The 19,005-nt window shown below is 63.7% G+C and carries 16 protein-coding genes; 4 read left to right on the top strand and 12 right to left on the bottom strand.

The genetic code is table 11. The annotated features are described in order from the left end of the window. Positions 1–1,086 precede the first annotated feature (1,086 nt). Positions 1,087–1,770, top strand: a complete 684-nt coding sequence (locus tag B5F19_RS11110; RefSeq protein ID WP_140394218.1) for a hypothetical protein — start codon at positions 1,087–1,089, stop codon at positions 1,768–1,770. A gap of 335 nt (positions 1,771–2,105) precedes the next feature. Here the strand turns inward: B5F19_RS11110 and B5F19_RS11105 are convergent, their stop codons facing one another. The 12 genes from B5F19_RS11105 to B5F19_RS11050 all read right to left on the bottom strand — a co-directional run bounded on the left by B5F19_RS11105 (position 2,106) and on the right by B5F19_RS11050 (position 15,335). After that, complete coding sequence (locus B5F19_RS11105; RefSeq protein WP_087290490.1) at positions 2,106–2,819, bottom strand: V-type ATP synthase subunit D; 714 nt, start codon at positions 2,817–2,819, stop codon at positions 2,106–2,108. Positions 2,820–2,832: 13 nt separating this feature from the next. Then, positions 2,833–4,266: a V-type ATP synthase subunit B gene (locus B5F19_RS11100; RefSeq protein WP_087290488.1), complete on the bottom strand. Its 1,434-nt coding sequence runs from the start codon at positions 4,264–4,266 to the stop codon at positions 2,833–2,835. Continuing rightward, positions 4,263–6,035, bottom strand: a complete 1,773-nt coding sequence (locus B5F19_RS11095) for a V-type ATP synthase subunit A (protein ID WP_087290486.1) — start codon at positions 6,033–6,035, stop codon at positions 4,263–4,265. The genes B5F19_RS11100 and B5F19_RS11095 overlap by 4 nt, the downstream gene beginning before the upstream one ends. A 288-nt stretch (positions 6,036–6,323) precedes the next feature. Further along, positions 6,324–6,632 (bottom strand): V-type ATP synthase subunit F, encoded by a 309-nt coding sequence (locus B5F19_RS11090; RefSeq protein WP_087290484.1) that lies wholly within the window; start codon positions 6,630–6,632, stop codon positions 6,324–6,326. A gap of 15 nt (positions 6,633–6,647) precedes the next feature. Beyond that, the gene (locus tag B5F19_RS11085) at positions 6,648–7,646 is read right to left on the bottom strand and encodes a V-type ATPase subunit (RefSeq protein WP_087290482.1); all 999 of its coding nucleotides are present in this window, start codon (positions 7,644–7,646) and stop codon (positions 6,648–6,650) included. Positions 7,647–7,823: 177 nt separating this feature from the next. Continuing rightward, positions 7,824–8,519, bottom strand: coding sequence for a V-type ATP synthase subunit E (locus B5F19_RS11080; protein WP_087290480.1), 696 nt, complete (start codon positions 8,517–8,519; stop codon positions 7,824–7,826). Positions 8,520–8,531: 12 nt separating this feature from the next. Continuing rightward, entirely contained in the window at positions 8,532–9,056 is a 525-nt protein-coding gene (locus B5F19_RS11075) for a V-type ATP synthase subunit K (RefSeq protein WP_242972794.1), read from the bottom strand. A gap of 16 nt (positions 9,057–9,072) precedes the next feature. Further along, a complete protein-coding gene (locus B5F19_RS18270) occupies positions 9,073–11,022 on the bottom strand; it encodes a V-type ATP synthase subunit I (protein ID WP_087290478.1) in 1,950 nt (649 codons plus the stop codon). Then, entirely contained in the window at positions 11,023–11,334 is a 312-nt protein-coding gene (locus B5F19_RS11065) for a hypothetical protein (RefSeq protein ID WP_087290476.1), read from the bottom strand. Between the two features lie 318 nt (positions 11,335–11,652). Beyond that, positions 11,653–13,485, bottom strand: a complete 1,833-nt coding sequence (glmS, locus tag B5F19_RS11060) for a glutamine--fructose-6-phosphate transaminase (isomerizing) (protein ID WP_087290474.1) — start codon at positions 13,483–13,485, stop codon at positions 11,653–11,655. Between the two features lie 333 nt (positions 13,486–13,818). Then, positions 13,819–14,385: a sugar O-acetyltransferase gene (locus B5F19_RS11055; protein ID WP_191437804.1), complete on the bottom strand. Its 567-nt coding sequence runs from the start codon at positions 14,383–14,385 to the stop codon at positions 13,819–13,821. 41 nt (positions 14,386–14,426) lie between these two features. Beyond that, entirely contained in the window at positions 14,427–15,335 is a 909-nt protein-coding gene (locus B5F19_RS11050; protein ID WP_087290472.1) for a YegS/Rv2252/BmrU family lipid kinase, read from the bottom strand. 222 nt (positions 15,336–15,557) lie between these two features. On the opposite strand from B5F19_RS11050, the gene B5F19_RS11045 reads away from it, so the two are divergent. The 3 genes from B5F19_RS11045 to B5F19_RS11035 all read left to right on the top strand — a co-directional run bounded on the left by B5F19_RS11045 (position 15,558) and on the right by B5F19_RS11035 (position 18,945). Continuing rightward, positions 15,558–16,313, top strand: coding sequence for an SDR family NAD(P)-dependent oxidoreductase (locus B5F19_RS11045; protein WP_242972793.1), 756 nt, complete (start codon positions 15,558–15,560; stop codon positions 16,311–16,313). Between the two features lie 178 nt (positions 16,314–16,491). Then, positions 16,492–17,601, top strand: a complete 1,110-nt coding sequence (locus B5F19_RS11040; protein WP_087290468.1) for a putative glycoside hydrolase — start codon at positions 16,492–16,494, stop codon at positions 17,599–17,601. Between the two features lie 201 nt (positions 17,602–17,802). Continuing rightward, complete coding sequence (locus B5F19_RS11035; RefSeq protein WP_087290466.1) at positions 17,803–18,945, top strand: DUF4317 domain-containing protein; 1,143 nt, start codon at positions 17,803–17,805, stop codon at positions 18,943–18,945. Positions 18,946–19,005 lie beyond the last annotated feature (60 nt).

Here is a 19,005-nt window from a genome sequence, read left to right as displayed (position 1 = left end):
CGAAAACGCTTGTACGGCGCACCCGCGCCGCCGGCCAGAAGGCCGGGTGCGTATAGGCCTGTCCCCTTGAAAGGAACTTGAAAATATCCAGATTGTCGTAACCCCTCATAAAAAAGGACATCTGCTTTGCAGATGTCCTTTTGTTTTGGGTTTCGCCGCCCGAAGGGCGGCTCCACCCTTCGGTGATTCAAATGCCCGGCAGAAGTGAATTCCGCCTGCGCCGAGGTTTTGCCTGCGGCAAAGCACTCGTACGGCGCAAAGGCGCCGCCGGCCAGAAGGCCGGTTGGGTGGTTCTCCTATACCTTTTCGAGATTTCAAAATATCGATTTTAACCGCCCCTTCCACAAAAAAGGACACGATCTACGTCGTGTCCTTTTTTGTGGATTCCGTGGGCTGAAGGCCAACTCCGCCCCCTCGGGATCAGAATACTCGGGGCGGCAGAGCTGCCCAAGGCCTCGGGAGAGCCGCACAGTGATGCGCAAATTCCATTCGGCGTGGAAAGAATGTCCTTTCCCAGAATCCGCAGATGGCCGAGCAACCCACTCATGCCCCCGGGTGAGTAGAAATTCATGCCTAATGGCAGTTTCATCGTGGTCAAAACCGGCGTCTTCCCTATCTATAATGGATCTTCATGTCGCATTGTGTTCCTTCCATATGTCTCACGATCCAGTGCGCTGTGATGGAATGGGGTGTTCCTATGTGGCAGGTATGGTCCTCCATCTGCTTTTTTGCAGTAATAGCCGTCAATATCAGGCCATTGCTGAAAGCGGCTAAACGGGCACTGTAAAACCAAAGTACAGGTCGAGGAGGAATGCACAGAAAACGCAGTTCTCCATACTAGAACACCTCATGCGGCATATGGCTCAGGCATGAAGCAATTATGAATAAATTCTTTCTGTTTTATGAAGGATGATGAAACCCCGTTGACAGGAGACCAGTCTGATGCTATAACAGGGCATCATGAAAAGGAGGACATATGCGGGCCGGATTTCTCAAGCCGATCCATACTAGAGGGACCATCCGCAGCTTCCGCGAAACCCGATTCAAATGACATGCTCGAACCAAAGAAAAGGAGTAGTGATTCTTATGGTGAAAAAACGCCACATTATAGGGATTTCCTGCCTGGCAGTTTCCTTTATGATGCTGCTGGCCGCCTGCAGCAGCACGGGCGCCGATTCGTCTGCGTCCGCGCAGCCGCCCGCCGCCTCGGGCAGCACATCTGCAAAAATGCCCTCGGCTTCGCCCAATGAGACGGCCGCCTTCACCCCCGGCACCTGGCTGTCCGACGGCGGACAGTATTACTTCTTCGACGCGGGCGGTACCACGGGCCGGACCGCCAGCCTGGAGGATGGAACCGGCGTGGGATTCACATATTCCTTGGTCGGAACGGAGGCCGTCTTTTCCATGGGCGCGGCGGACAACACCAACTCCTGTACCGTGAGCCGCAATGGGGACACGGTCACCCTGGAGTGGGCGGACGGCGCCACAGAGCATCTCACCTATGTCTCTGAGCAGGGGTCCGACACATTCCAGTTTTACAGCAACCAGGAGCTGGCCGGCCTGGCCCTGAGCTTTTATCGGGAAAACAACGGTGCACAAGACAACCAAACTCTGACCTCTGCCGCTCAGACCAATGAGGACGGCAGCGTCTCCATCCAGGTGTATGAGAACTTGGGCGACCACAACAGCACCGCCGCCTGGTACACCGTAGACCGCATGACCGCCGCCGGCACAGATAACTCTGGCAATGAGGTGAATCTGGCTGGTTGAGCGGAGCCCCAGGTATTTTCACAATCTTTCATTGTTTAGCCGCATAATAATGCTTCTTTAACTGCTTTGACAGCTTAGGGGCATTTGGATGGTGAAAAGCAGCCGCTTTCTTCCGCTGAATCCAGCTTTGATGGAATACTGTCCTCACAAACCAACCTGCGCCGATGTTGTATGGCAGTGCTCCGGCTGAGCAAAGAATGGCTCCTTCTTCTTCCTGTTACTGTTTTTTCAGGTGCAACATCGTTGCTTATTCTACGCAGAAAAGGTGCTGTTTGGTTTATCCCAGACAGCACCTTTTCCGCGTTGGATTTCCATGGAAACGGCAAAACTGATTCCTATTCCTCCTGGAACGTTTCCCTGGCCGGCCCAAAAGCCCTTGCGGCTCTGGCATTTTCGGCTCTCCGGTCTTCAATCGCCTCTTTCAGGACGAGTTCCTTCACCTTCATCAGCCGGATGGTGTTGGAACGCTCGTTCTCGTCCAGCTTCATGGAGATGTAGCGGATGCTCTCCTCCATCTGAGGGATCTTCACATACTCCAGGGCGTTCACCCGGCGGCGGGTCTTTTCGATCTCCTGGGCCAGGAGCTGGCTGGTCTTTTCGATCTCCGCCAGCTTGAGCATATCCTGAAACACCCGGGACAGGGCGTCCACCGCGTCGTCCAGCTCGCCGCTGGTCTGGGCGAAGCCGTAGGGGTAGACCTCCCCGGGGTCCTGGCTCTTCGTCTGGAACTGATACCGGGGGACGTCCACCGACATGACGTTCTGGAAGGTCATCTCCAGCTCCACGCTCTGCTTGGGGCACAGGAGGGACTGCTCCAGTATCTCCGGGGACATGAGGGCGGAGGCCACCGTGAAGGAGGCGTGGGCCCGCATGAGCCCCTCCTCCACCCGGCGCCGCAAAGCCCGGTTCTCCCGCACCACGTCCATGAACTGCTTCATCAGCTCGTCCCGCTTGTCTTTCAGCAGCTTGTGGCCCCGCTGGGCGGTCTTCAACCGCCCCTTCAGCCGGGTGAGCTCCATCCGGGTGGGATTGATGGTTGTGGAAGGCATTCAAATCCCCCCTTTAATCCTTCTTGGGCAGATACTTGTCGATATACTCGGGCTTGATGCGCTTGAGCTCGCTGCGGGGCAGGATGGAGAGCAGCTCCCAGCCCAGGTCCAGGGTCTCCTCGATGGACCGGTTCTCGTCGGTGCCCTGGGAGACGTAGCGCTTTTCAAACTCGTCGGCAAACTTGGCGTACAGCAGGTCGGTGGGGCTCAGGGCGGCCTCACCCAGGATGGACATGAGCTCCTTGTTCTCCTTTCCGGTGGCGTAGGCGGCAAAGAGCTGGTTCATGGTGCCCGAGTGGTCCTCTCTGGTCTTTCCCGCGCCGGTGCCCTTGTCCTTCAGACGGGACAGGGAGGGCAGCACGTCCACGGGCGGGTTGATGCCCTTCCGGTACAGCTCCCGGGACAGGATGATCTGCCCCTCGGTGATATAGCCGGTGAGGTCGGGGATGGGGTGGGTCTTGTCGTCCTCGGGCATGGTGAGGATGGGAATGAGGGTGATGGAGCCCTCCTTGCCCATCTGACGGCCCGCCCGCTCGTACAGGGTGGCCAGGTTGGTGTACAGATAGCCCGGATAGCCCCGGCGGCCGGGGACCTCCTTCTTGGCGGCGGAGACCTCTCGCAGCGCCTCGGCGTAGTTGGTGATGTCGGTCATGATGACCAGCACGTGCATATTCTTCTCAAAGGCCAGGTACTCCGCCGCCGTCAGGGCCATGCGGGGGGTGGCGATGCGCTCCACCGCCGGGTCGTTGGCCAGGTTGGTGAACAGCACGGTGCGGTCGATGGCGCCGGTGCGGCGGAACTCCTGGACGAAGAACTCGGACTCCTCAAAGGTGATGCCGATGGCGGCAAAGACCACGGCGAAGTTGGACGCCCCCGCTCCGCTTTCAGCGGGGCGGATGGCGGCATCTTCACTATGGGAAGATGCCGGCCCGTCCAGCACCTTGGCCTGCCGGGCGATCTGGGCGGCCAGGGCGGCGTGGGGCAGGCCGGAGCCGGAGAAAATGGGCAGCTTCTGGCCCCGCACCAGGGTGTTCAGCCCGTCGATGGTGGAGATGCCCGTCTGGATAAACTCGTTGGGGTAGTTCCGGGCGGCGGGGTTCATGGCCAGGCCGTTGATGTCCCGGTACTCGTCGGCCAGGATGGCGGGGCCGCCGTCGATGGGCTCGCCCATGCCGTTGAACACCCGGCCCAGCATATCCCCGGACACCCCCAGCTGGAGGGGGTGCCCCAGGAATCGGATTTTCGATTCCGCCAGGTTGATGCCGGCGGAGTTCTCAAAGAGCTGGACCACGGCGGTGTCTCCGTTGACCTCCAGCACCTGGCACCGGCGGACGGTGCCGTCGCTGAGTTCGATCTCCCCCAGCTCGTCATAGGTGACCCCCCGGACCCGGTCCACCACCATCAGCGGGCCGGAGATCTCCTGAATCGTCTTATATTCCCGGATCATAGCGCACTCTCTCCCTTCTGGGCGGCGGCCTCAAGCTCCTCCTCCATCTCCCGGTCCATGGCGGCGTAGGCCTCCCGGTACTCGCCGGCGGGCACCGACTTGGCCCGGCCGATCTTCTCCCGCACGGGGATGTTGAACAGGTCGGCGATGGCGCCGCCCCGCTCCGAGGCGGCCCGGCACCGGCTGTCGTACTCCCGGATCAGGGAGAGCATGCGGGCCTGCCGGTCGTACTCCGAATAGGAGTCGATGTCCACGAAGGAGTTCTGCTGGAGGAAGTCCTCCCGAATCATTTTGGCGGTCTCCAGGGTGATCTGGTCCCCCGCGGACAGGGAGTCCTTGCCCACCAGCTGGACGATCTCGTTCAGGTTGGCCTCCTCCTGGAGGACCCCCATGGCCCACTCCCGGTTCTGGAGGAACTCCTTGCCCAGATGCTCGTCGTACCAGGGCTTCAGGCTGTCCAGGTACAGGGAGTAGGAGTTGAGCCAGTTGATGGCGGGGAAGTGGCGGCGGTAGGCCAGGGAGGAGTCCAGAGCCCAGAACACCTTGACGATGCGCATAGTGGCCTGGGATACGGGCTCCGACAAGTCGCCGCCCGGGGGCGACACGGCCCCTACGGCGGTGAGGCTGCCCCGGCGGTCGTCCGAGCCCAGGCAGGACACGGCGCCCGCCCGCTCGTAGAACTGGGCCAGGCGGGAGCTCAAATAGGCGGGGTAGCCCTCCTCGCCGGGCATCTCCTCCAGACGGCCGGACATCTCGCGTAAAGCCTCGGCCCACCGGGAGGTGGAGTCGGCGATGACGGCCACGGCGTAGCCCATGTCCCTAAAGTACTCGGCGATGGTGATGCCGGTGTAGATGGACGCCTCCCGGGCGGCCACCGGCATGTCGGAGGTGTTGGCGATGAGCACCGTCCGCTTCATCAGGGACTGGCCTGTGCGGGGGTCCACCAGTTCGGGGAACTCCCGGAGCACGTCGGTCATCTCGTTGCCCCGCTCGCCGCAGCCGATGTAGACCACCAGGTCCACGTCCGACCACTTGGCCAGGGCGTGCTGCATCACCGTCTTGCCCGAACCGAAGGGGCCGGGGATGGCGGCGGTGCCCCCCTTGGCCACCGGGAAGAAGGTGTCCACGATCCGCTGTCCCGACTGGAGGGGGATCGTGGGGGGATACTTATGCTTATAGGGCCGGCCCACACGGACGGGCCACTTCTGCATCATGGGCAGCTCCACCTGGAAGCCGTCCTCCCGCTGGAGCACATAGACCGGCTCGGTCACGGTAAAGGAGCCGCTCTGGATGGACACGATGGTCCCCTTCATCCTGGGGGGCAGCATGATCTTGTGGAGAATGGAGTCGGTCTCCTGCACGGTTCCCAGTACGTCGCCGCCGGTGACCTGGTCCCCCGGCTTCACCACGGGGGTGAACTCCCACTTCTTCTCCCGGTCCAGGGCGGGCACCTCCACGCCCCGGGGCAGGTTGTTGCTTCCGCTCACCTCCCGGATGACCTCCAGGGGGCGCTGAATGCCGTCGTAGATATTTTCGATGAGGCCGGGACCCAGCTCCACGGACAGGGGGGCGCCGGTGGTGACCACCTCCGCCCCGGGGCCCAGGCCGGAGGTCTCCTCATACACCTGGATGGAGGCCGCGTCCCCGGTCATGTTCAGGATCTCGCCGATAAGGCGCTGCTCCCCCACCCGGACCACGTCGGCCATGTTGGCCTCCTGCATCCCCGTGGCCACCACCAGCGGGCCGGAAACTTTTACGATCTTTCCCATAGGCTGTTACCTTCTTTCTGCCGCACACCGGCCCCCAAAGCGGGGTCCAGGGGCAACGCCCCTGGTTTCACGCCCGGCGTGAAAGAAATTTCAATTCGTGCGGAGCAGGACACACCCCAGGGTGCCCTCTCTTGCCCCTGCGGGGCGATCCACCTTGTGCGCCTACGCAGCACACCACTGCTTGCTCCGCCACGGTTGGTCCACCACCCGCGCCGTGCGCGGGTGAGGGGGGTATCGAAGGCGGTTTCCTTGGGAACCGCCTTCGTATCTAGGAGGACGCAGTCCCCCCTAGAGAATATCCGCTCCCACCGCCCGCTCCACGGCGGTCTTGATGTTGGCCATCCCAATGCCCAGGGAACCCTCCTTGCCCGGGATCAGAATGATGGCCGGGGTGAGGGCGTCCTGATACTGGGCGATCTCCGGCTGGAGCTGAGCGGCCAGCTGCTCGGTGAGGTAGAGGATGGCGAAATTCTCCTTCGCCATGCGGTGGAGGGCCTGCCGGGCCTCCTCCGCAGTCTCCGCGGGGCACACCTCCAGACCCAGGGCCTGGAAGCCCAGGACGCTGTCCCGGTCCCCGATGACGCCGATTCGGTACATCTTCCTCCACCTCCGTTACACATAGGTCTCCCGCAGCCGCTCCCGAATGGCGGCCCCGTCCAGGCCCGCCCGCCGGGAGGCCAGGATGGTGCGGATGGCGGTGAGCTCCGCCTCCTTGGCGTACAGGTAGGCGATCACCGTCTCCTCCCCGAAGGGGACCCGCTTGGCGTCGGAGACGTACCGGGTGACGGCGTTGTCGCACTCCCGTTCAAAGGCGGTGAGGGGCCCTCCCGCCGGACGGGCCGCCTTGGCTCCCAGCTCGGCGGCCTTGGCCAGGGGGCCGGTCTGGAACAGACTGCCCAGATCCTCCCCCCGGGCGGCGGACAGGGTCTTTTCCGACACATTGCCCCCGGGCAGCAGCACCTGGAGGAGGAAATCGCTCCCCTTCTCCATCCGGGACACCCGGACGGCGGTGCGCAGGTTGGCCGCGTCGATACACAGACGCACATAGCCCTCCAGGAAGGCGCTCTTGCAGTCCTTCGCCAGCTGGGCCATCTCCCCGAAGCAGGCCCGGTCCAGGGCCACGTCGGAGCGCTGGGGGTCCCCCGTCTCCTTCAAAATGGTCCGCGCCTCTTGGACCGCCCGCTGAAAGGCGGGGCTCACCCCGGACAAGTTTTCCTTTTGATACCCGTCCGCCAGCAACTCAGGGGCGTACCGGCCGCCGGGCGAAAGGAGCCGGCTGGCATCTGCCCCCATGGTCTCTCCCTTCACCAGGGTCTTGGCGTTGTGGTAGTCGTACTTCATCTGAAACACTTCGGCAACCCTGGGGTCGGGGACCGCCCCCCGGATCTCCCCAAAGGTCTCCGCCCGGGCCTGGGCCAGCAGCCCCTCCAGGCTCTGGCCGGAGACGCCGTCCGTGCCGCCGTAACCGCACTCGGAGAGGACCTTCAGGGCTTCCCCCTCGTCCCGGGCGTCGATCATCCGGTCCATGCGCTCCCGGGTGAGCATCCGGTTCTCCATAGCGTGGATGCGGGCCGAAATCGTCAGATAATCCGTATCTTTTTTGCGGGACAAAATACCACCCCTTCTTTCAGATAGGAGTTAGGAGATAGGAGTGATGAGATATTTCTCTCCTCCACGCCCCTGGTTACGGTCAAGCCATTGCCTTGTCCACTGTTTCCCTGCGTGGAATCCTAAGACAGAAAACAGTCTCCTCCTTGCGGGCATTTTTAAACTCCTATCTCCTATCTTCTATCTCCTATCTCCAAACAGGATTTCCGCCGCCGGCTTCTCCAGCTTCTCCCGCTGGAGGCGGAGCATGGCCTCGAAGGAGCAGTTGACCTCCACCGGGCCGTCCACCAGGATAAATCCGCCCCGGATGGGCCGGGTCTCCTCCGACAGGGTCAAAAGGCCGGTGCCCGTAATCTGGGCGGTGGCGCTGTTCACCATCTTGCCCAGGAAGGCCCCCACCTTGGAGTCGGTGAGGGAGTCGGGCAGCTCGGGGGCCACCTCCTTCACCAGAGCCTCGTTGGCGGCCACCACCACCGCCTTGCCGATGCGGCTGCGGTCCTTCTGGGAGAAGATGAGCTGCTCCCGCCCGGTGGTCACCGCCCGGAGCACCAGGGCGGTGAGGAGCTGGATGTACTCCTCGTCGGGGAGGGTGCACAGCCGCTCCAGCGCCTGGTCAAAGGCCTCGGACAGGACCTCCTGCTTGGCGGCCAGTTCCAGCTTCCGCCGCTCCATCTGAGCCGCGGATTTTAGGCGCTCCAGGCGCTCCGCCGCCGCACGCTGGCCCCGGGCGAGGATCGTCTGGCGCTCCTGCTCCGCCTGGGCCTGAGCCTGGGCCTGGAGGGCGGCGATCTGCCCGTCGGTCTGGGCGTTCATGGCCGCGATCTCCCGGTCCGCGTCCTCCTGGATGCGGGCCGTAATTTTTTCCATTCCGTCCATGGGCTCACCTCATCAGGCGCTGATGTTGATGAGCATCAGCATGGAGGCCAGCAGGGACAAAATGGCGTAGAACTCCACCGTGATGCACAGCACCATGCCCTTGGACCAGTCGTCCGGCTTCTTGGCCAGCAGGTTGATGGAGGCCGCCGCCACCCGGCCCTGGGCGATGGCGGAGAACAGGCCGCCCAGCGCCATGGGCAGGCAGGCCACAAAGTACTGCATTCCCTGTGCCACCGTCAGATCAGGCAGGGTGCCGCTGAGCAGGCCCATGCGGAAGATGGCGAAGAACCACACCACCAGGCCATACAGGCCCTGGGTGCCGGGGATGACCTGAAGGATCATCACCTTGCCAAACTTGCCGGGGTCCTCACACAGCAGGCCGGCGCCTGCCTCACCGGCGATGCCGGTGCCCTTGGCCGAGCCGATGCCGCTGAGCACCGCCGCCAGGCCCGCCCCCAGCAGAGCCAGGGCCAGGCCGCCGATGCTGCCCAGGAAGGTCAAACTCTGCTGCATCTCTACCAATTGATTCATGTCCATGGTCGCGTCCTCCTTTTTATTTCACCACGTCGTAGTATTTGGTCGTAAGGTCTATGGGGCGGAAAGGCCTTCCGCCGTCCACATAGAAGGTCTTAAAGAACTCCAGACACTGCAGGCGCAGGTCGTGGACGTAGCACCCCAGCAGATTCAAAGCAAAGTTCAGGGCGTTGCCCGCCAGAGAGATCACCAGGAAAATCACCACATTTCCCGGGATGGCCCCCAGGGTGTTGAACACCTGAGCAATCACCGACCCGGCCAGCATCAGGGCCATGAGACGGGAGTAAGAGAGGATATCTCCGAAGTATCCGGTAATGTGGTTGTAGAGGGAGCCGAAGATCCCAGTGATCTTCCCCAGCCCCTTCCCGGTAATGAGGGGCCCGGCCACCACCAGCACCAGGCCGGCGTACAGCACCAGGTTGGTCACCCCCAGCACCATCAGCCCCAGGCCCAGGAAGACCACCCACCAGGTGATCTCCTCCCAGAGGGCGTCCATGAACTTTCCGGCGCGGAGCTTCTGGACCACGCTGATGGCCATTCCGGTGAGGATCTGAACGAACCCCAGGCACATGGCCCCCACCAGGATCATCATGGTGTCGTTCAGCGGGGTGAACAGGGCGGGCAGCACGATGGGGGTCTCCATTCCCATCACTGTGGTCAGCTGGGTGAGGAAGTCCCCGAAGAAGCCGCCGGTAATTGCCCCCATCACAAAGGTGCTCACACCGCACAGGCCCAGCAGGGCGAAGAAGTTCCACATGCCGCCCTTTGGCCGGACCTTTTTCAGTACAAACACAGAACCCAGAATCATCAGCAGCCCATACCCCATGTCCGCCAGCATGATCCCGTAAAACAGGATGAAGAAGGGGGCCATGAGAGGATTGGGGTCCAGCGTCCCGTAGGCGGGCAGGGAGTACATCTCGGTCACCATGCTCAAAGGCCGGGTGAACCAGTTGTTTTTCAGCTGCACCGGCACCTGGGGGTACTCCTCCTCCGCCGGGTCCTCCAGCTCATAGGCGCAGGGATACCGCTCCAGGGCGGCCTGGACCTTCTCCCACTGCTCCGCAGGCACCCAGCCCTGGAGCAGGAAGGTCTGCTCCGTGTCCCGGAGCTTGATCCGACCCTCCTCCCGGCGGATGTCCAGGGCGGCCCGGTCCGCCGCCCGGCACAGGTCGTCCAGCCGGTCCCCCATGGAGGCCAGGGCTTCCCGGGCCTGTTGGAGCTTAGCCTGATTCTCCTCCTGTTCCCGGGTAAGGCGCTGATCGTTTTCCTTTGCGGCGCCCGTCCACCCATCCATGGAGAGGCGGGACCAGCCGAACTCCCGCAGGGCCTCCAGCACCGCCTCCTGGGCGCTCACATGGCACACCAGCAGGCAGTACCGCAGCTCCCGCCCGGCGCTGGCCTCCCGGAGCTCCGAGAGCTCACTGGCCGCCTGGACCGCACCCGCCGCCTCCTCAAAGGGCCGGGCGGCGGTGAGGGTGCCGAACTGCACCAGCAGACTTGGGGTAGACCGGCTCTCCAGGGGAACGTCCAGAGCCAGCCAGGGGGCCAGGGCGGCCCGCTGGGACGCCAGCTTCTCCCCCTGGGCCAGGAGGGCGTTCACCTGCCGCTCCTCCGCCAGCACACCGGCCACCGCCTGGTCCTGGCGGGCGGCCGCCTGGGGGGAGCACAGCTCCTCCTTGGAGGTCTGGGGCCTGGGGGTGAGGAGCCCTCTCCCCTTGGCCCCGTAGTGCTTCAAAATACCCATGGCCCGCTCCGCCTCCTGGCGGCGGGTCTGGGCCTGTGAGAGGGCCTGGGCGTCCGGAGGGGTCAGATGGGACAGCAGCTCCGCCGCCCCGCTCTCCTCCTCCCGGCCGTCCAGGGTGGGCTCGCTGACCTCCACACAGCCCAGCCGCTGGAGGTCGTCCAGCAGGGCCTCCCGGTCCTCCCGCATGGCAAGCAGCCGAAGCCGCTTCATTGTCACAATGGCCATTCAGTTCACAACCTTTTCCACCAGAAAGGCGGCCGCCTCAGACAGCCGGCCGCGCGCCTGCGTCTTTAACGCCTCACACTCCTGCTTGGCCTGGTCCAGAACGCCCTGGGTCCACTCCGCGGCCTGGGCCTCCGCCTGGGCCATCTTCTGCCGCGCCTCCCCCTCCGCCTGCTGGCGGGACTGCTCCACCAGAAGGCGTGCGGCCCGCTGGGCCTCCAGAAGCCGCTGCTTGTTCTGAACCGCCGCGGCCTCCTTCTGCTTCTTCACACGCTCCTCCAACTCGGTCACCGCTTGAATTGCCTCTACCGCCATAAACGTCACCGCCTTAATCCAGGAATTTATGCAATCTTTATGCCTGTTACCTTCATTCTAGGCGAAGTCACAGAAAAAAGCAAGGAGATTCTGATTTCTTTTTAAAGTTTATCCAAAATTTATGTCTTTTTCCCGCGTCTATTCAAATATTTCCGGTGTTTTCCTCATGCTTTCTCCCCTTCCTCGCCGGATACAGTGTGCGCAGGCAGGTCTTTTTTTACTCCGGCCCAACAAAAACACCGCTGCTCCCTCGTAAAAAAACCGCCGTCTGCATCAGCAGACGGCGGCGGGCCTTGGACTTGTTCTGAAAGGCGCGCATCACTCCACAGTGACGCTCTTGGCCAAATTCCGGGGCTTGTCGATGTCGCAGCCCCGCATGAGGGCCACATAGTAGGCAAACAGCTGCATGGGGATGACCTCCAGAGAGGGCAGGAACATGGGGTGAATGTCGGGGATGGAAAGGGCGCTGTCCACCAGGGCGGCCAGGGCGGCCTTATGGCTCTCGGTGGCAATGCCGATCACGTCGGCCCCCCGGGCCTTGACCTCCTTCACATTGCTCATCAGCTTGTCAAACAGCTCATTCCAGCTGGCCAGGGCCACCACCAGGGTGCCGTCCTCGATGAGAGAGATGGTGCCGTGCTTCAGCTCGCCGGCGGCGTAGGCCTCCGAGTGGATGTAGGAGATCTCCTTCAGCTTCAGGGAGCCCTCCAGCCCCACGGCGTAATCAATGTTCCGGCCGATGAAAAACACCGAGTCGTGGTTGAAATAGATAGAGGCGTAGTACTGGATCTCCTCTGTGTGCTTCAAAATCTCCTCCGCCTTGCCGGGCAGCAGCTGGAGCTGCTCCACCAGCTCCCGGTACTCCTCCGGGCCGATGCGGCCCAGCAGGCCGGCAAAGTGGATGGCCAGCAGATAGATCACCGCCAGCTGGGTGGAGTAGGCTTTGGTGGTGGCCACGGCGATCTCCGGCCCGGCCCAGGTGTACAGCACGTCGTCCGACTCCCGGGCGATGGTGGAGCCCACCACGTTGACGATGGACAGCAGCCGGGCCCCCAGGCGCTTGGCCTCCCGCATGGCGGCCAGGGTGTCGATGGTCTCCCCCGACTGGCTGATGACCAGGGCCAGGGTATGCTCCGACACAATGGGCCGGCAGTACCGGAACTCAGAGGCCAGGGTCACCTCCACCGGGATGCGCAGCAGCCGCTCTAAAATATACTTGGCGGCCATGCCCACATGGTAGGAGGAGCCGCAGGCGATGATGTAAAAGCGGTCCATCCCCTCCAGGTCCTCCCGGGTGATGGTCAGGTCGTCCAGCACCACCTTCCCGTCCCGGATACGGGGGGAGATGGTGTCCTTCAGAGCCTTGGGTTCCTCCATGATCTCCTTGAACATGAAGTGCTCATAGCCGCCCTTCTCCGCCGCGGAGATCTCCCAGTCCACATGGGACCGCTCCTTCTCCTCCGGCTGGCCCAGGGAGTCGTACACCTGAACCCCGCCGGGAGTGAGCACCGCCACGTCCCCGTCGTCCAGATAGCACACCTCCCGGGTGTACTGGATCACCGCCGTCACGTCGGAGGCCAGCATCTGGAAGCCCTCGCCATACCCCAGGATCAGGGGGGAGTCCTTCCGCACCGCCACCAGCTTATCCGGCTCATCGGCGCAGACAATGCCCAAGGCATAGGCCCCCTCGATGCGGTGGAGCACCTTAAAGACCGCGTCCAGCAGGTCCCCGGCGTAGTAGAACTCCAGCAGCTGGGCCACCACCTCGGTGTCTGTCTCAGAGGTGAACACCACCCCCTTGGCCTCCAGGAAGCTCTTCAGCTCCCCGTAGTTCTCGATGATCCCATTGTGGACCACCGCGATGCGCCCGGACTGGCTCACCTGGGGGTGGGCGTTCTCATCGTTGGGCGCCCCGTGGGTGGCCCAGCGGGTGTGGCCCAGACCCATAGTCCCGGGCACCTTGGCCCCCCCGTCCGTCAAATCACGGAGCACCTGAAGCCGTCCCTTGGCCTTCACCACCTGGAGTCCCTTCTCCCGGTCGTACACCGCCAGGCCGGCGGAGTCATACCCCCGGTACTCCAGGCGGGACAGACCCTCCAGCAGAATGGGCGCGGCCTGCTCCCGGCCGATAAATCCGACAATACCACACATATGAAATTTCCTCCTAATTGCAAAATCGGGAGGACAAACTCGCAGCCATTTGTGCCTCGTCATCCGGTCACAGCGTCTCTGTTTTGCGGTCGCCCGCATATTTGCCCGCTGTGTCACGCACCCGGAGGGGTACGGAAGGGCATCCGCCGAATTTTGGGGCCGGCGGGGGAATCCGCCGTCCTTTCGATACTCCCTTCTCCTCGTCGTCCTGTCTCCCCTGGGAGACAGGCGCTGGCGCTTTTGATGGGGGTCTCCCCATGGTCCTCCTTTCCTTCTGCGATGCTTGTGAATTCCTTCTATCATAAACGGGCCAAAGCCCGGTTATGCCCGATCTCAAGGCTCCTCCGGCAGGATGGTCCGCACCACCCGGCAGGGATTGCCCACCGCGATCACATTGGGCGGGATATCCCGGCTGACCACGCTCCCCGCCCCGATCACCGAGCCGGCGCCGATGGTCACCCCCGGCAGCACTGTGACGTTTCCGCCGAACCACACGTTGTCCCCCACGGCGATGGGCCGGGCAAACTCCAGCCCGGCGTTCCGGGTCTGGGCGTCCAGGGGGTGGCCGGCGGTGTAGAAGCCGCAGTTGGGGCCGATGAACACATGGTCCCCGAAGGTCACCGGGGCACAGTCCAGGATCACGCAGTTGTGGTTGATCTCCACATGGGAGCCCATCCGGATGTTGAAGCCGTAGTCGCACCAGAACATGGGCTGAATGGAGATCTCCTCCCCCATCCTGCCCAGCAGCTCCCGCAGCAGATCCGTCCCCGCCTCCGGGTCCTGGACCGCCGTCCGGTTGAACCGCTGACACAGCTCCTTGGCCCTCTTCCGGGCCGCCAGCAGCTCCGGCACGCCCGCAAAATACAGCTGGCCGGACAGCATTTTCTCCTGCTCTGTCACGTCAGCTCCCCCCTCTCTCCTTTACTCTGCCTCACCGCCGCTCACGCCCCCTGCTTCCGCCCCGAGAGGATGGCCAGGGCCTGGCGGTGGTTCTGGACCCGGCTCACCTCATGGCTGCCGCCGTACTCCCCGTCGATGGTCCAGGGGATGGGCTTTTCGCTGGTAAATTTCAGCTGGGAGGCGTGGAAGGAGAGCAGGGCGCTCCCCTCCTCCACCGCCCCGGGGCGGAGCAGCGTCTGGAGGCCCGCTCCGATCTCTCCGATGCTCATGGGCTTGCGCACCAGAATCACCTCAAACAGGCCGTCGTCCAGCTCCACCCGGTCGGTGGGCAGATTCCGCATCCCTGCCACCGAGTAGGTGTTGCACACCATGCCGTAGAAGAAGTCGTCCTCCAGCACCTGTCCGTCGTACTCCACCTTCATGTGGTAGGGGGTGATGGACGGGATGGAGGCGATCCCCGCCATGATATAGGCCAGATGGCCGAAGGTGTTTTTCAGATCCTGAGGGGTGTCGTAGGACACCTCGGTAAAAGCCCCGAAGGCGGCCACATAGACAAAGGGCTGCTGGTTCAGGGTGCCCATGTCCCAGCGCAGGGGTTCACTGTCCCCCGCCGCCAGCTCCGCCGCCTTTTTATAGCCCCGGGGGATGCGCAGGGTGGCGCCGCAGTCGTTGGTGGAGCCGGAGGGGATATAGCCCAGCAGGGGCGGACGGCTCAGCTCCAGCAGGCCGGCCGCCGTCTCGCTGAGGGTGCCGTCCCCGCCGCAGCACACCACCCGGTCGTAGTAGGACCCCAGCTCCCGGGCCACCCGGGTGGCGTCCTTCTTGCCCTGGGTGGGATAGACGGTGGTGAGCCACCCGTCCTTGGTAAACTGATCCACCACGCCGGACAGATGGGCCGCCGCCGCCCCCTTCCCGGCGGTGGGGTTATATAAAAACAGCATTCGCTTCATATCGTGATTCTCCAGATCTCTCCGCGCCCGTCCTTCCCCAGTCCGGCCCGCGCACAATTTCATTGCTCCTTATTATACGGCCCTTCCCGGAAAATGCAAGGTAATTGTGTAAACTTTTTGGAAATGTGTCCGGCACTTCCCGTCTCAGGGTTGCGCTCTCCCGGAAAAACAGGTACAATGTGGACGGTTTTATATGCCGGCTAGAATGAAAGGAGCGGTTGGATGGAAACACTAACCATGACCCGGCCTGTGGTCCTCATCACGGGGGGCTCCCGGGGAATCGGTGCCGCCGCCGCCCGGCGGTTTGCCCGGGGCGGCTGGGACGTGGCGGTAGGCTACCGCCGCTCCCGGGAACAGGCGGAGACTCTGGTGGGGGAGCTGGAGGCCCTGGGGGCCCGGGCGGCCGCCCTCCCCGGGGACATATCCCAGCGTCCGGAGGCACAGGCCCTGGTCCGGCAGGCGGAGGAGCTCCTTGGTCCCCTGGACGCTCTGGTGTGCAGCGCCGGGGTGGCCCCCCGGCAGATGCTCCTCACCGACCTGTCCGCGCCGGAGTGGCGGGAGGTCATGTCCGTCAACCTGGACAGCGCCTTTCATCTGCTCCAGGCGGCGGTCCCCGGCTTCGTCCGGCAGCAGCGGGGGGCCATCGTCACCGTCTCCTCCATGTGGGGGCTCACCGGCGGGTCCTGTGAGGCGGCCTACTCCGCCTCCAAGGCGGGGATCATCGGCCTGACCCGAGCCATGGCCAAGGAGCTGGGCCCCTCCCACATCCGAGTGAACTGCGTGGCCCCCGGGGTCATCGCCACCGATATGAACGCCCACCTGACCCAGGAGGACCTGGACGCCCTGGCGGAGGAGACCCCTCTGTGCCGCATCGGACAGCCGGAGGAGGTGGCCGAGGCCATTTTCTTCCTGGCCTCCCCCGCCGCCAGCTTCATCACGGGACAGGTCCTGTCCGTGGACGGGGGCATGGTCATCTGAATCGGACCGTATTTGTGTCTTTTTTGCAAATTTTTTAGGGAATCTTCCCTTTCTTCTGGAAACCAGTGGTTGCAAGGTGAAAAAAAGGTTGCTATAATTAGGGCGGCAATTTTCCGCTTCAACAGGGACCCTTCCCGCGGCTCTCCCGCCGCGCTGCGCGAAAAGGAGGAATACGCCCGTGCGCCGTTCTCAGAGATCCCAATTTGATTATCACTCCTACCGGGGCCGCACCACCGTCACCGACTGGCTCAAGCGGATCGCCCTGGTGCTGGCTGTCTTAGTGGTCATACTGGTGGCCGTGCTGTTTTTTGGACAGGGGTCCATCTCCTACACCGACGAGGGGCTTCGCATCCACTGGCCCTTCTCCCAGCAGACGGAGCCCCAGACTCCGGACCCTGGAAATGTGACGGTGATCGAGGGCGACCCGGCGGCCCTGCCTGACGCCTCCCAGGAGGGGGAGACCACTCCGCCGGAGGAACCCCAGGAGGACGCCTCCTCCATTCTCTCCGTCTCCCTGTCCTCGCTGCTGGACGGCAGCGCCGCCCAACTGGCCCAGGAGGCCGGAGCGGACGGGGTGGCAGTCACCATGAAGGACGACCAGGGGGCGCTGGGCTGGCAGTCCCAGCAGGCGCTGGCCTCCGCCCTCCAGGATGGCGTGGACTCCGGCACGGTGAACGCCGCCCTCACCGCCTGGAACGAGAGGGACGTGTACACCGTGGCCCGGCTGTCCTGCTTCCGGGACGAGGCCCTGGGCTCCAACATGGACTACACCCTGCGCACCAGCAGCGACTACCGCTGGCGGGACAGCGGGGATCTCCACTGGGCCACCCCCTCCAACGAGGCGGTGCGGAGCTACCTCATCGGCCTGATGACCGAGCTGGCCCAGATGGGCTTTGACGAGATCGTGCTGGACTACTTCGGCTACCCCACCCAGGCGGACGGCACCCTGGGCAATCTGGGGCAGAGCGAGGACAACTACCCCGCCGGGGCGCTGGACGGGGTCATCACCGGCTTTCTGGCCCAGGCCGCCCAGGCCCTGGAGCCCTACGGCACCAAGCTCTCCCTCCACGCCTCCGCCGGCGTGCTCACCGGGGCGGACGGGAGCGCCGGTCTGACCCCGGCGGCCCTCAACGCCAGCGTGGACCGCGTCTGGGTCTCCGGGACCCGGAGCGACGTGCTGGCCGCTCTGGAGGGGGCCGGGGTGGAGAACGCCGCGGCCCGCCTGGTCTCCCTGGTGGACCAGCTGGACTCCGCCGCGGCCGGCGCCCAGGCGGTGTGGAGCGAGTAAGCCGCTGCCCACAGATATTTTATCAGCATTTTTTCACCGAGGCGGCTCTGACGGGCCGCCTCGGTTTTTCATTTTGGAAGGCCGCCCACTTCCCATTCTCGATTGCTTTTTCCCGAAAAATCCGCTAAAATAGAACGCGCGTTTCCATGCGGCAGCCCGTCGCCTGGAGAATCCCTGTGACCCTACGAAGGAGGACCTGGAATGAATCAAAAAGAATTGAGCGAGCTGAAGCGCCGCTTCCGCCCGGACAAGAGCGCCATCCACCGCATCTACGGCTGCTTTGTCAACGGCAATCAGGAGATTGTCTCCTACCTGGACGAGTCCATGGGCCGCATGCCCGAGGAGGAGTCCGCCCAGTACTTAGGATTTTTGAAGAAAGCCCTGTCCGGCACCCTGGGCAAGCAGCTCATTGACATCGTCTTTTCCACCCAGCAGGTGGCGGACAGCCAGGAGCACAAGCTCCTCTCCGCCCTGCGGGACTCCCAGCTGAAGGACGCCCAGGCCCGGGAGACCTTCTACCGCAAAATCATCGACGCCCTGGAGCTGGACGGGAACTATCTGATCCTGCTGGCCCACGACGCCTACGACGTGCCCCGCCGTGGGAAGGACGACCGGCTTCAGGAGGACTCGGACACGGTGTTCTCCTATCTGGTCTGCTGCGTCTGCCCGGTGAAGGACAGCAAGGTGGAGCTGGGCTACTTCCCCGGGGAGAACGAGTTCCACAGCCGGGCCGGCCAGGTGGTGGCCCCGCCGGAGCTGGGCTTCCTGTTCCCCGCCTTTGACGGCCGGGCCGCCAATCTGTACAACGCCCTGTTCTACTCCAAAAAGGCGGACCAGATCCATCAGGAGTTCATCGACGCCGTCTTCCACACCGAGCCCCCCATGTCCGCCGCCGAGCAGAAGGAGGCCTTCCAGTCCGCCCTGCGGGAGGGGCTGGGGGACGCCTGCACGGTGGAGGTGGTCCAGGCCATCCATGAGCGGCTGCTGGACCGGATGGCCCAGCATAAGGAGTCCAAGGACCCGGAACCCCTGGAGGTCACCGCCCAGGACGTGGCCGCCATCCTTCGGGACTGCGGGGTGGGCGAGGAGCCCATCGCGGCCTTTCAGGAGGAGTGCCGGGAACTGCTGGGGGAGGGCGTGCTGAACCCCGCCAACCTCATCGACCCCCGCCGCTTTGAAATCAAGACGGAGGCCGCCGCCGTCACCGTGGACCCGGAGCGCAGCTATCTGGTGGAGCTGCGGGAGATCGACGGGCGAAAATACCTGCTGGTCCCCGCCGACGCGGGGGTGGAGATCAACGGCTTTGCCCTGTCGTCCGCCAACGCAGAGCCCGCCGGAGCATGACGGAAACCGGAGCTCCCCGGCCCGCCGGAAGCCAGGATGCAAAAAGCCCGGCACAGCAGA

Origin of the sequence: Pseudoflavonifractor sp. An184 (assembly GCF_002160305.1) — a bacterium.
In the GTDB taxonomy this organism is placed as follows: domain Bacteria; phylum Bacillota; class Clostridia; order Oscillospirales; family Oscillospiraceae; genus Lawsonibacter; species Lawsonibacter pullicola.
Note: the sequence above shows the minus strand (reverse complement) of the source record. Positions and strands in the feature narration are given on the sequence as shown.